Source organism: Cytobacillus citreus (assembly GCF_018343665.1).
Classification (GTDB): domain Bacteria; phylum Bacillota; class Bacilli; order Bacillales; family Cytobacillaceae; genus Cytobacillus; species Cytobacillus citreus.
Window position 1 is genome coordinate 778,556 of sequence record NZ_JAGYPM010000004.1, and the last position, 11,825, is coordinate 790,380.

Below are 11,825 nucleotides of genomic sequence, written 5' to 3' on the forward strand. Positions count from 1 at the left end.
TGAAACGGATTGCTAGATATACATGAAAAAGATAAAATGTTAAGCAATTGAGGAAAAAGGTGGTGCACAAAAAAATTATATTTCTAGTGCAATCGCTGAAGAAAGGATTGTTAGTAATGACACAAAAAGTAGCATTAGTAACTGGAAGCAGCAGAGGAATTGGAAAAGCAACTGCATTGAGATTAGCAAAAGAAGGCTATGATATCGTCATCAATTTCGCAAGAAGTAAAACAGCAGCTGGGGAAGTTGCTGCTGAAATTGAAGCAATGGGCAGAAAGGTTTTAACGGTAAAGGCAAATGTTGGGGATGTTGAAAAGATCAAATTCTTATTTCAAGAAATCGACAGAGAATTTGGACGTCTGGATGTATTTGTCAGTAATGCAGCTTCAGGTGTTCAGCGACCTGCGATGGAGCTGCAGGAGTCTCATTGGGATTGGACAATGAATATTAACAGCAAAGCATTACTATTTTGTGCACAAGAAGCAGCTAAGCTAATGGAAAAAAATAATGGAGGTAAAATTGTAAGCATTAGCTCCTTAGGTTCCATTCGGTATCTAGAAAATTATACAACCGTTGGGGTTTCTAAAGCTGCATTAGAGGCTTTAACGAGATACTTAGCCGTTGAACTTGCCCCTAAGAATATTATTGTTAATGCTGTTTCCGGTGGTGCAGTAGATACTAAAGCATTAAAGCATTTTCCAAACAGGGAAGAAATGCTTGCTGAAGCAAAAACCAAAACACCTGCTGGCAGAATGGTTGAAATAGATGATATCGTAAATACCGTTATGTTCTTATTGGCAGATGCATCAAGTATGATTCGCGGTCAAACAATCATTGTTGATGGTGGCATATCATTACTTGTATAAAAACAAAAGAAACTTGGCGAATGCCAAGTTATTCTAATTTTTGCTTGATTCGAAATGGGTTTATTTTCTATAGATAGGTGATATCTCCCTGCCTCAGCTTTCCTTGTCCTCTGGCAATTTTGGCACTAGCATATCGTGTACGTCGTCGACCCTTGGATTGAAGTTTCACATTACATAAATTTTCTTGCCCTAGTTTTTTAAAATCTAAGGATAATATTTCTGCGCTTGGATAAATTAAAGAGCGTGGAGGTGATAATCATGGCAAAACAACCAAATCAATCTACAGCTGGAACTAACATTCAAGAAGTAAGACAACAAAATGCTCAATCAGCTGGCGGTGCTGCTCAAGGCCAATTCGGTACTGAGTTTGCAAGTGAAACCAATGCTCAAGATGTAAAACAACAAAACCAACAAGCTGAAGCAAAAAAAGCTCAAAACGCAGGTCAACAAGGCCAATAATACTTACAAAGAAGGTGCTCCTCATTCGAAAGGGCACCTTCTTTTTGGGATAAAGCATTACTTTGTTGGATTTAAAGAAAAAAATCTTCTCGCCGGCCCGTCTTAAAGCTCCTTTGAACTTAAAAGGAACAATCTAAAATTTGATTCTTTCGCTTTTCTTTTCGACAAAACTTCTATCTAGTCTACAGAAGTAGTCAAAGGGTTCGTAAAGTTATGAGCGAATACATAGACATGAATAATTAACGGGACGGTGACAAAGGATGAAAAACTTTAACTATTTAGTATCTGAGCAACTGCAAATAATGGAAAAACTATTATTTCTCCAAAGTGAGCTTGAGCGTTGTGAGGAAATAGAAGAAGAACTAAATTCTTTACAGCAGAAAACAGAGCTAGAAAGTATTCAAATTGAAATTGCAAATTTGAAGAGTGAATTAAAAGAAATTCATCTATTATTTGAAAACCAGACAGAAGAAGTCATTCGCTCCTATCAAAAAGTAAAAGTAACAGTATAAAAAAATTTATCTAATATTAATTTTTCTTAAGGCCATTGATGTTTTTCAATGGCTCTTTGTTTTAAAATTTGCTTAAAACCGTTATAATAATAGAAAAAGGATTCGTTCTTTGTTGCCTTTAGTCATTTGAAAAATTAAAGGGGATTATAGTTGGGATATTAAAAAATCGTCAAATTTAGATTATCTCATGTCTAACCTCTCGTCTCTAAAAAAAGATACGCAGCGTTTTTCTTATTTGAATAGGTTGCAAAGCCCGGTGAAATGAAAGTAGGGGAAAAAGAATGGCAGTACCCAGTGAAGGAGAACCAGTACAAATCCATAGCTATAAACATAATGGGCACATCCATCGCGTCTGGGAGGAAACAACTGTATTAAAAGGGACTCAAAATTTAGTAATTGGCGGAAATGACCGGACTGTTGTAACAGAATCGGATGGAAGGACATGGGTTACGAGAGAGCCGGCGATTTGTTATTTTCATTCCCAATATTGGTTTAATGTGATTGGGATGATTCGGGAAGATGGGATTTATTATTATTGTAATTTGAGCTCTCCATTTATTTTTGATGGGGAAGCAGTGAAATATATTGATTATGATCTTGATATTAAAGTGTTTCCTGATATGACTTTCAATTTACTTGACGAGGATGAATATGAAAGACATCGTTTGGAAATGAATTATCCCGAGCCCATTGACCGGATTCTAAAATTCAATGTAGATCAATTAATTCATTGGATTCGCCAAAGAAAAGGTCCTTTTGCACCGGATTTTATTGATATTTGGTATGAAAGATATCTTACATACAGACGATGAAAAAATGGATGGGTACCATAAGTAACGCCTGTTGACGTTGTATCAACAGGTTTTTATATGGCCAAAAGAGGAAAGTGTTTAGAGGGGGAAAAAAGTTGGGCAGCATCCGGCGTTACATGCATTTTGTTAAGCCTTATCGCCTTCAGATCATATTAACAATTATAATTGGAATCATAAAATTTGCGATTCCTCTATTGATTCCGCTATTAATCAAATTTGTCATTGATGATGTTATAGGAAATCCTGATTTAAGCAGTGCTGATAAGACAAGCAGCTTATTGAAAATGATGGGAATAATGATTTTAATATTTGCTATCATTCGTCCTCCAATAGAATATTATCGACAATATTTTGCACAATGGGTAGCTAGTAAAATTTTATATGATATACGAGATAGGCTATTTACACATATACAAAAGCTAAGCTTTAAATATTATTCTAACACAAGAGCTGGAGAGGTTATTTCTAGAGTTATTAATGATGTTGAGCAAACAAAGACGTTTGTCATTACAGGACTAATGAACCTATGGCTTGATATTGCCACCATTGTGATAGCAGTCGTGATTATGATGCAAATGGACATCACTTTAACGATCGTTTCGTTAATTCTTTTTCCTTTTTATGGGTTTTCTGTGAAGTACTTTTTCGGTAATTTAAGAAAGCTAACAAGGGCTCGGTCACAGGCACTTGCAGAAGTCCAAGGTTATCTCCATGAACGTGTCCAAGGAATGGCAGTAATTAAGAGCTTTGCCATTGAAGACTATGAACAAACCCAGTTTAATAAGCAAAACGGAAATTTTTTAATTAAAGCTATCGATCAGACGAAATGGAATGCAAAGGCATTTGCTGTTGTAAACACAATAACAGATATCGCACCTTTACTCGTCATCAGCTATTCAGGTTACCAAGTTATTCAAGGTAACCTCTCTATGGGAACGATGATGGCTTTCATTGCCTATATCGATAAATTGTACAGCCCTCTTAGAAGATTAGTAAATTCATCCACAACACTTACACAATCGATAGCTTCGATGGACAGGGTGTTTGAATTAATTGATGAGAAATATGATATTGATGATTCTCCAAATGCTGCTGAATGCACAAATATTAAAGGAGATATCAATTTCGAGCAGGTTAGCTTTGCTTACGATGAAAAGGAAGATCTAGTATTAAAAAATATTTCTCTTCATATAAAAAAAGGAGAAACGATTGCGCTTGTAGGAATGAGCGGCGGTGGAAAATCATCACTAGTAGGATTGATTCCTAGGTTTTATGATGTAACAAAAGGGAGCATTTTATTAGACGGGAAAGATATCCGTTCATTTAAGGTAAGATCTTTACGGGATAAAATCGGGATGGTTTTACAAGATAATATTCTTTTCAGTGAATCAGTCAAAACCAATATTCTCTTAGGGAAACCGGATGCAACAGAAGAAGAGGTCATTGCAGCGGCCAAGGCTGCTAATGCTCATGAGTTTATTATGAACTTGCCAAATGGCTATGACACAAAGGTTGGAGAGCGTGGAGTGAAGCTCTCTGGGGGGCAAAAGCAAAGGGTAGCCATTGCAAGAGTATTTTTAAAGAACCCGCCAATTTTAGTTTTAGATGAAGCAACATCTGCCTTAGATTTAGAAAGCGAACATTTAATACAGGAAGCACTCGAACAGCTAGCGAAAGATCGGACTACCTTCATTGTTGCTCATCGACTTTCAACCATTACACATGCAGATCGCATTATTTTAATTGAACACGGCGAAATTTCAGAAATTGGAAGTCATGAGGAGTTAATGAAGAAACAGGGGAATTATTATAAGTTATTCCAAGTACAGCAGCTTGAGAATTAAAATAGGGGCTGTCTCATAAGCTGAATTTTCGGCTTTGAGACAGCCCTTCTGTTTTCATGCAATATAGCAGCATATCTGCTTTCAATTCTTGAGCAAATATACCCTTCTAAGACAGATCTCTATTCAATTGTTACTTCATTAGACTTTTTATGATAGGTTTGAAAACTAGAAATTAATTTATCAAGATGTTCAACTTGTTCATTATAGTCAATTATGGCTGAGATGATTTGCATCGTATGGGGTAAAATCGCATCATCCTCTAATTTAGCTTCTTTTTGCTGTGAAAAGAAAAGATTGAAAAGCTCTTTTCTATTTAGAAAAATGTCACCTTCTTCAAAAACCACTTGTGGACGAACCTTTCCAATAAATTTCAACATTACATGCTCGTGATAATGAATGAGACAATCTAGCTGCTGCTGAACAACATATTGAAAGTCTGCCGGCATTTCCTGAAGATCATTTTCAAAGCGATGCAATTTTCGTAATGTTTCTAGTGATCTTTTTATTGTAGATATCATTTGGCGATAAATAACTAGCTTTCGTGACTTAGCGATCGTATCTTTTTTGAAATAATTTCTTTCTTCCTTATACATTAAATATAAATGATCAAGGCTTCTGACTGTTTCTTTCATTTTTCCAATATCGTTTTTCAATAATTTATGTTCAGAAGCATGTCTTATTGTTAATCGAATCCATTTTGTTGTTTCTTCCGTAATGTCTGAGAGTTTAAAGTAAAGCTTTTTTTCATATCTAGGCGGTAAGAATAGAAGATTAACGATAAAAGCAGAAAATACCCCTAACATAATAGTAGAAAAGCGGATAAGCGCGAATTGGATGAAGGTATCACCTGGCGTTTCCATAATGGCGATCAATGTAACAAGTGCCAATCCAATTGTATTTTCAATTTTAAGCTTTAAGTTAATCGTTATGACAACAATAGCTGCCAATCCGATAATGAATATATGATTACCAAATACAAGGACAAACACAATTGCGACAATGGCTCCAATTGCATTCCCTTGCACTTGTTCGATGATCGACAAGAAGGATCGATAAATAGTCGGCTGTATTGCGAAAATAGCTGCAATTGCCGCAAATACAGGTGATGGCATCTGAAATAATTCTGCTAAAAATAATGATAGAACAATTGCGATTCCCGTTTTCAAAATGCGGGCACCAAGCTTCATACTAATTTGTTTCCTTTCTTTCAGAAGAGCTTTCCTCTGTTTGTAATATGAATGTAAGAACACTCATTGTAACATATCTATATACGAAAAATGATTGAAATCGATTCAAGATTAAATTGTTAGATAACATGAATGTACTATACATGGATAAATAAAGAAGTACAATGGAATTTCATTAAAATTTTTAACAAATTGGTTAATCCTGTGTGGCTCCTCTGAAAGGTAGAATAGATAATTTGGCAAAGTCGTTTTCAACGAATGCCTGTAGAAATAGACTCATTTAAGTCCTATGAGTTCCTATTAGCAAAAGAAAAAGGAGCGAATAATCGCTCCTTAAAATCGTATTAAATATAATAGGAATTATGCATCCTTTAATGCTTGAAATGCGTGATTTACTGCTTGAATGGTCGCTTGAATGTCATCTTCTGTATGGGCAATCGTAATAAACCATGCTTCATACTTCGATGGTGCTAGATTGATTCCTTGTTTAAGCATGAGTTTGAAGAATTTCGCAAACATTTCTCCATCCGTGTTTTCTGCTTGTTCATAGTTTTCAACTTTTACATCAGAAAAATAAACAGTTAAAGCTCCTTTTAAGCGATTTATCGTTATCGGAATATTATTCTCCTTAGCAGCAGCTTCAATACCTTCTTCAAGCATTGCACCTAATTGATCAAGGTATTCATAAACGCCCTTTTGCTTAAGAACTTCAAGGCATGCAATACCTGACAAAATTGATGCTGGATTTCCTGCCATTGTACCAGCTTGGTACGCTGGGCCTAACGGAGCAACTTTTTCCATAATTTCTTTTTTGCCGCCATAGGCACCAATTGGCAATCCTCCGCCAATTATTTTTCCCATTGCAGTTAAATCGGGCATTACGCCTAAAAGATCCTGTGCTCCGCCATACATGAAGCGGAATGCGGTTATGACTTCATCATAAATAACAAGTGCTCCTGCAGCGTGTGTTAATTCATTTACTTGCTCGAGGAAGCCTGGCTTTGGTTCAACAATTCCGAAGTTCCCAACGATTGGCTCTACAAGAACTGCCGCGATCTCGCTTCCCCATTTTTCTAATGCTTCTTTAAATGGCTCGATATCATTAAATGGAACTGTAATTACTTCTTGAGCGATGCTCTTCGGAACGCCAGCGGAATCTGGAGTACCTAGTGTGGAAGGACCGGATCCTGCAGCAACAAGAACAAGGTCAGAATGTCCGTGATAGCAGCCTGCGAATTTAATAATTTTATCTCGACCCGTATAAGCACGTGCTACACGTATCGTTGTCATAACTGCTTCCGTTCCAGAATTCACGAAACGTACCTTTTCTAATGCTGGCATAGCTTCCTTCAGTATTTCGGCAAATTTCACTTCATGTGGAGTTGGTGTTCCATAAAGAACGCCATTTTCTGCAGCAGTCTTAATCGCCTCTGTAATATGTGGATGGGCATGTCCAGTAATAATAGGTCCGTATGCTGCCAAATAATCGATATATTGATTTCCATCCACATCCCAAAAGTACGCCCCTTGCCCTTTTTCCATGACAACAGGTGCCCCTCCGCCTACTGCTTTATATGAACGAGAAGGGCTGTTTACACCACCAACAATATGTTCAAGTGCCTGCTTATGTATTCGCTCTGAATTGGTAAATTGCATATATAGATCCTCCTTCAATGATCGGAAATAGAGTTTTTGCAACCTTTATTATATTACCATGTTTTTTTGAATGGATGCTTTGAACTTTTTGTGAGTTTGAGAATTGATTAGCTTCAGCGCTTTTCTTTGACAAGCTGTCATACCATTTGCTCATAAGGCGTATAGTATATCAGATGAGAGAGAAGAGAGGGAGTGTAATGGTTTTTTATATATTCCTAGTACTTATCGTTTTTTGTATGATTATGAGTTTGAGAACCTTATTTATACCTCACCGATTACAAGGAAAGAAGCTTTCATTTGAAAACTTTATGTATTTAGCATTTATATATGTAACTCTCATGCTCGGGTTCGGATTAATATATATCCTTCTGGAATTTAATGGGTATTCTGTTTTTATGGATGGGACGATAGGATTTGATGAAAATTTCCTTAGTCAATTAGAAACGGGTTTTTATTTCAGTGCAGTTACACTATTTTCAGTAGGATATGGTGATATTGCACCTATTGGAATTGGAAGAATGATCTCGGTGCTTGAGGCATTAATTGGTTATACCATTCCGGCTGCTTTCGTTTTTAGGGCAGTGTTTGACATGGAAAATAAATTGTAGGATAGATAAGTTGAGTTTCCATTGAAAATTGGATAGGCTTAAGAAAAACCCATTGGAGGGATTTCGATGTCAGTTACTTTAGGAGAATTAGCTCCAGATTTTACGCTTTTTGCAAGTACAGGCGAAGCGGTTAAGTTGTCCGATTATCGTGGAAAAAATATCGTTCTTTATTTCTATCCAAAGGATATGACACCTGGTTGTACAACCCAAGCTTGTGATTTTCGGGATCAGCATGATCGTTTTTCAGAAGTGAATGCAGTTATCATTGGAATAAGTCCAGATCCAATGAAACGGCATGAAAAATTTATAGAAAAATATGATTTACCTTTTATCCTTCTTGCAGATGAGGAACATAAGGCTGCAGAAGCATATGATGTCTGGAAGCTAAAGAAAAATTTTGGGAAAGAATATATGGGGATTGAACGCAGTACTTTCATAATTGAAAAGGACGGCAAGCTAGTCAAGGAATGGAGAAAGGTTAAAGTTAAAGGACATGTCGAAGAAGCCCTGAAATATATTCAGGAAAGTCTTTCATAATTTTAAATTGCAACCATATTTAGTTTTTGCCTATTTTTTTATAAACAAGGCTTCTGTCCATTCATAAACCAAAGTTTTGAATATCATTTTATTAGGGCATACCTCCTCAGATAAATGATAAAGCGGATCTTAATTGATTCGCCTTTTTTTCTTTGGCTAGAAGAAAAATTTAAGTTGTTAGCGTACTAAAGTGAAAATGATGATGTTTTGATTTAAACTCTGTCAAAAAGGTCGCATAAGGAAAATTAAGCATTCGACTGAAGGACTTGGCGAACGTCAAGTTTTTCAAAAGGAGGTTTTTAAACATACTTATCATTCATATATTAAAACAAGATAAGTGAAATAAAGAAGGGGGTTAGTAAACATAACTTCAATGATAATGAAGGATGCTTTGGACATCTTTAATGTAATGTAGGTTGTAATGTTGACAAAAGTAGCAAATAGTGAGTAAACTAATTATAAAGATTATAAAGTAATAATTCTTGTTAGAAAAGAGGTGCATGGCGGTGGCGCATATTCAATTAAAAGAAGCGCTAGATACTTTAAAGGATACCGGAGTTCGCATAACACCACAGCGTCATGCGATACTTGAATTTTTAATAAACTCTATGTCGCACCCAACTGCAGATGATATTTATAAAGCTCTAGAAGGAAAGTTTCCTAATATGAGTGTGGCAACAGTTTACAATAATTTAAGAGTATTTCGTGAGGTTGGACTTGTTAAAGAATTAACCTATGGAGACGCATCAAGCCGATTTGATTTTGTAACAACACATCACTATCATGTGATTTGTGAAAAATGTGGTAAGATTGTTGATTTCCATTATCCAGGACTTGATGAAGTTGAGCATTTAGCCTCTCATGTGACAGGGTTTAAAATAAGCCATCATCGTATGGAGATTTATGGAACCTGCCCAGATTGTGCTAGTAAAGAAGCGCATTAATATTAATATGCTCAAACTAAAACTAAGCTGGTGGCCAAGTTGCTGACAGCTTATTCATTTTTCATGGGCTTTTTGTGAAAAATAAAACTCGGCCTTTTGCCGAGTTTTATTTTTTCTTCTTGTTATATTTTTCGTCGAATTCCATGCCCTCTAAGTTTTGATCAAGTGTTAACGGCTCTTTACAATACATGCACATATCTACACGCCCAAGCATTTTTGTGTGTTTGCCGCAATTTGGACAAACTACCTGTATCGTTTTAGTTGAAAGCATCCCAATCCAAAAATATACTCCAGTGCTTGCAATAATAAAGAGCAATCCCAAAAGCATAAATATTGTCATAGCAAGAGGGGAATTTCTAAAGAAGATACCTATGTACATGACAAGAAAACCAACAAATATTAAACCAAGGGCAAATGATCGTATTTTATTAATTTTACTAGAATATTTAGCCATCCTTGTCCCTCCTAAGGAATAACTATATCATAACGGTTGTTAGATGATAAACAAAAATTAAAGTTAATAAAAGTTATCTTTTTCTCTCTACTTAAGGAGGATTATTTAAAAAAATTGTCGAACATATAGTTAATCAATAAAATGGAGGAATGATAATGGAAGACATTCTCCGGCCTATTTACCAGGAACGGGCAAGTCAAGCGAACACCCTAGGGGTTATAATAATTAATAAGCAACAAAAAAACATTCCAGCTACTGACACGTTTGATGCAGTCCTACTTATTCTCGTGAAGGAAGCTGAAACTCACGTATTTGTTAAGCATTATACTTATAACGATAAGAAATCTGCTTTATATATGGTTACAGACCAACAATTACATGAATGGCTTTTGCTAGGATCTAACAAGAAAATTTTTGATTGGTTATATAACGGAAAAATATTATTTGAACGAAATGAATATATTCACAATCTAAAAACAGAATTAAGGGAGTTCCCGTTTAATGGGCGGAAGCTGAAAATGGGAATAGAATTTGCAAAATTAATTCGCCGCTATATGGACGGAAGAGCATTTTTTGAAAACGGACATTATTTAGATACATATAATCATGTTGTTCACTCCCTTCACCATCTTGCAAGACTTGCCATTATTGAGCACGGTTTTCATCCGGAGGTTACCGTTTGGCAGCAGGTTAAGCAGATTGAACCAGAAATATTAAAGTTATATGAAGAACTGGTGTATAGTCATGAGCCATTAGAGAAAAGATTAGAACTGCTCTTCCTAGCAAGTGAATTTTTAATTCATTCTAAAACGAAGAGTGGAATCAGTCACTTTGTTGATGTGCTATCAGAAAAAGAATTTTGGTCTATTAGTGAGCTGATGAAACACGAGGAATTGATATTCTATTCTGTTGATCTGGGCATGCTTCTTGAATATTTAATTGATAAGCATGTTGTCGAAATAGTTAATATTGAAACTAAAGGTCAAGATATTTTTCATCGTTACTATAAACTCGGAAAAAAATTATCGTAAAAAAACAAAAATGTTATTGACCTTTTTATTATTACTTGTTATATTAATATCCGTCGCTGCGATTTGTAAGCATAAACAAAGAGCTGCTGACGGATGATTTTTTTAAAATAGTGTTGACAGTAACAACGACACATGTTATATTAGAAAAGTCGCTTCTGAGCGATAAACGGAAAATATTGTTCTTTGAAAACTGAACGAACAAAAACGTCAACGTAAATTCTAAGACTTTTTTAAGACTATAAATGATCGTCGATTAAGAACGCCACGTCCTGTGGCAACATCGACGTCAGCACATCCGTGTGCAAGTGAGCTATATCAACTCTTTATCGCGTATTAACGAGCAGTAATATCCTTTCGGATAACTGCCCGTAAATACCCGATCGATTCGACTAACCATTTCGGGGGAAGACATCCCGTAATGGAAGTCTCATCTTATTGGAGAGTTTGATCCTGGCTCAGGACGAACGCTGGCGGCGTGCCTAATACATGCAAGTCGAGCGGACTTGTGAGAGCTTGCTCTCGCAAGTTAGCGGCGGACGGGTGAGTAACACGTGGGCAACCTGCCTGTAAGACTGGGATAACTTCGGGAAACCGGAGCTAATACCGGATAATTCTTTTCTACACATGTAGGAAAGCTGAAAGATGGCTTCGGCTATCACTTACAGATGGGCCCGCGGCGCATTAGCTAGTTGGTGAGGTAACGGCTCACCAAGGCAACGATGCGTAGCCGACCTGAGAGGGTGATCGGCCACACTGGGACTGAGACACGGCCCAGACTCCTACGGGAGGCAGCAGTAGGGAATCTTCCGCAATGGACGAAAGTCTGACGGAGCAACGCCGCGTGAGTGATGAAGGTTTTCGGATCGTAAAACTCTGTTGTTAGGGAAGAACAAGTACCGTTCGAATAGGGCGGTA

The 11,825-nt window shown here is 36.5% G+C and carries 12 protein-coding genes and 1 rRNA gene (1 of these 13 cut by a window edge); 10 read left to right on the plus strand and 3 right to left on the minus strand.

Annotated features, from left to right (window positions below; genetic code table 11):
- Positions 1 to 116 precede the first annotated feature (116 nt).
- From fabL to KHA94_RS20275, 5 genes are all read left to right on the plus strand, one after another.
- Positions 117 to 866 carry an enoyl-[acyl-carrier-protein] reductase FabL gene (gene fabL / locus KHA94_RS20255; protein WP_213103888.1) on the plus strand — a complete coding sequence of 250 codons (750 nt, stop codon included), beginning with the start codon at positions 117 to 119 and terminating at the stop codon, positions 864 to 866.
- Positions 867 to 1,124: 258 nt separating this feature from the next.
- Positions 1,125 to 1,325 (plus strand): gamma-type small acid-soluble spore protein, encoded by a 201-nt coding sequence (locus KHA94_RS20260; protein WP_213103889.1) that lies wholly within the window; start codon positions 1,125 to 1,127, stop codon positions 1,323 to 1,325.
- 260 nt (positions 1,326 to 1,585) lie between these two features.
- Complete coding sequence (locus KHA94_RS20265) at positions 1,586 to 1,837, plus strand: YgaB family protein (protein WP_213103890.1); 252 nt, start codon at positions 1,586 to 1,588, stop codon at positions 1,835 to 1,837.
- Positions 1,838 to 2,118: 281 nt separating this feature from the next.
- Positions 2,119 to 2,649: a nucleoside tri-diphosphate phosphatase gene (ntdP, locus tag KHA94_RS20270; RefSeq protein WP_213103891.1), complete on the plus strand. Its 531-nt coding sequence runs from the start codon at positions 2,119 to 2,121 to the stop codon at positions 2,647 to 2,649.
- Between the two features lie 95 nt (positions 2,650 to 2,744).
- Positions 2,745 to 4,493, plus strand: a complete 1,749-nt coding sequence (locus KHA94_RS20275; protein WP_275950911.1) for an ABC transporter ATP-binding protein — start codon at positions 2,745 to 2,747, stop codon at positions 4,491 to 4,493.
- Between the two features lie 119 nt (positions 4,494 to 4,612).
- Here the strand turns inward: KHA94_RS20275 and KHA94_RS20280 are convergent, their stop codons facing one another.
- A complete protein-coding gene (locus KHA94_RS20280) occupies positions 4,613 to 5,680 on the minus strand; it encodes an FUSC family protein (RefSeq protein WP_213103892.1) in 1,068 nt (355 codons plus the stop codon).
- A gap of 360 nt (positions 5,681 to 6,040) precedes the next feature.
- Positions 6,041 to 7,336: a glutamate-1-semialdehyde 2,1-aminomutase gene (locus KHA94_RS20285; RefSeq protein WP_213103893.1), complete on the minus strand. Its 1,296-nt coding sequence runs from the start codon at positions 7,334 to 7,336 to the stop codon at positions 6,041 to 6,043.
- 197 nt (positions 7,337 to 7,533) lie between these two features.
- Here KHA94_RS20285 and KHA94_RS20290 point away from each other — a divergent pair, with 197 nt between their 5' ends.
- The 3 genes from KHA94_RS20290 (at position 7,534) to perR (ending at position 9,425) form a co-directional block, all read left to right on the plus strand.
- A complete protein-coding gene (locus KHA94_RS20290) occupies positions 7,534 to 7,944 on the plus strand; it encodes a two pore domain potassium channel family protein (protein WP_213103894.1) in 411 nt (136 codons plus the stop codon).
- A gap of 66 nt (positions 7,945 to 8,010) precedes the next feature.
- Positions 8,011 to 8,481 (plus strand): thioredoxin-dependent thiol peroxidase, encoded by a 471-nt coding sequence (gene bcp, locus KHA94_RS20295; RefSeq protein WP_213103895.1) that lies wholly within the window; start codon positions 8,011 to 8,013, stop codon positions 8,479 to 8,481.
- Between the two features lie 506 nt (positions 8,482 to 8,987).
- The gene (perR, locus tag KHA94_RS20300; protein ID WP_185150673.1) at positions 8,988 to 9,425 is read left to right on the plus strand and encodes a peroxide-responsive transcriptional repressor PerR; all 438 of its coding nucleotides are present in this window, start codon (positions 8,988 to 8,990) and stop codon (positions 9,423 to 9,425) included.
- A gap of 106 nt (positions 9,426 to 9,531) precedes the next feature.
- Here the strand turns inward: perR and KHA94_RS20305 are convergent, their stop codons facing one another.
- On the minus strand, positions 9,532 to 9,879 hold the full coding sequence (locus KHA94_RS20305; RefSeq protein ID WP_213103896.1) for a YgzB family protein: 348 nt from the start codon (positions 9,877 to 9,879) through the stop codon (positions 9,532 to 9,534).
- 155 nt (positions 9,880 to 10,034) lie between these two features.
- Here KHA94_RS20305 and KHA94_RS20310 point away from each other — a divergent pair, with 155 nt between their 5' ends.
- Complete coding sequence (locus tag KHA94_RS20310) at positions 10,035 to 10,910, plus strand: nucleotidyltransferase-like protein (RefSeq protein WP_213103897.1); 876 nt, start codon at positions 10,035 to 10,037, stop codon at positions 10,908 to 10,910.
- Between the two features lie 432 nt (positions 10,911 to 11,342).
- Positions 11,343 to 11,825: ribosomal RNA gene (locus tag KHA94_RS20315) — 16S ribosomal RNA — on the plus strand (it continues 1,068 nt past the right edge of the window).

What these genes read in the sequence shown, in the direction of transcription:
- KHA94_RS20290 (WP_213103894.1), top strand. Translation starts at nt 7,534, where the DNA reads ATGGTTTTTTATATATTCCTAGTACTTATCGTTTTTTGTATGATTATG.
- KHA94_RS20310 (WP_213103897.1), top strand. Translation starts at nt 10,035, where the DNA reads ATGGAAGACATTCTCCGGCCTATTTACCAGGAACGGGCAAGTCAAGCG.
- KHA94_RS20305 (WP_213103896.1), bottom strand. Translation starts at nt 9,879, where the DNA reads ATGGCTAAATATTCTAGTAAAATTAATAAAATACGATCATTTGCCCTT.
- fabL (WP_213103888.1), top strand. Translation starts at nt 117, where the DNA reads ATGACACAAAAAGTAGCATTAGTAACTGGAAGCAGCAGAGGAATTGGA.
- KHA94_RS20265 (WP_213103890.1), top strand. Translation starts at nt 1,586, where the DNA reads ATGAAAAACTTTAACTATTTAGTATCTGAGCAACTGCAAATAATGGAA.
- KHA94_RS20280 (WP_213103892.1), bottom strand. Translation starts at nt 5,680, where the DNA reads ATGAAGCTTGGTGCCCGCATTTTGAAAACGGGAATCGCAATTGTTCTA.
- KHA94_RS20285 (WP_213103893.1), bottom strand. Translation starts at nt 7,336, where the DNA reads ATGCAATTTACCAATTCAGAGCGAATACATAAGCAGGCACTTGAACAT.
- bcp (WP_213103895.1), top strand. Translation starts at nt 8,011, where the DNA reads ATGTCAGTTACTTTAGGAGAATTAGCTCCAGATTTTACGCTTTTTGCA.
- KHA94_RS20260 (WP_213103889.1), top strand. Translation starts at nt 1,125, where the DNA reads ATGGCAAAACAACCAAATCAATCTACAGCTGGAACTAACATTCAAGAA.
- ntdP (WP_213103891.1), top strand. Translation starts at nt 2,119, where the DNA reads ATGGCAGTACCCAGTGAAGGAGAACCAGTACAAATCCATAGCTATAAA.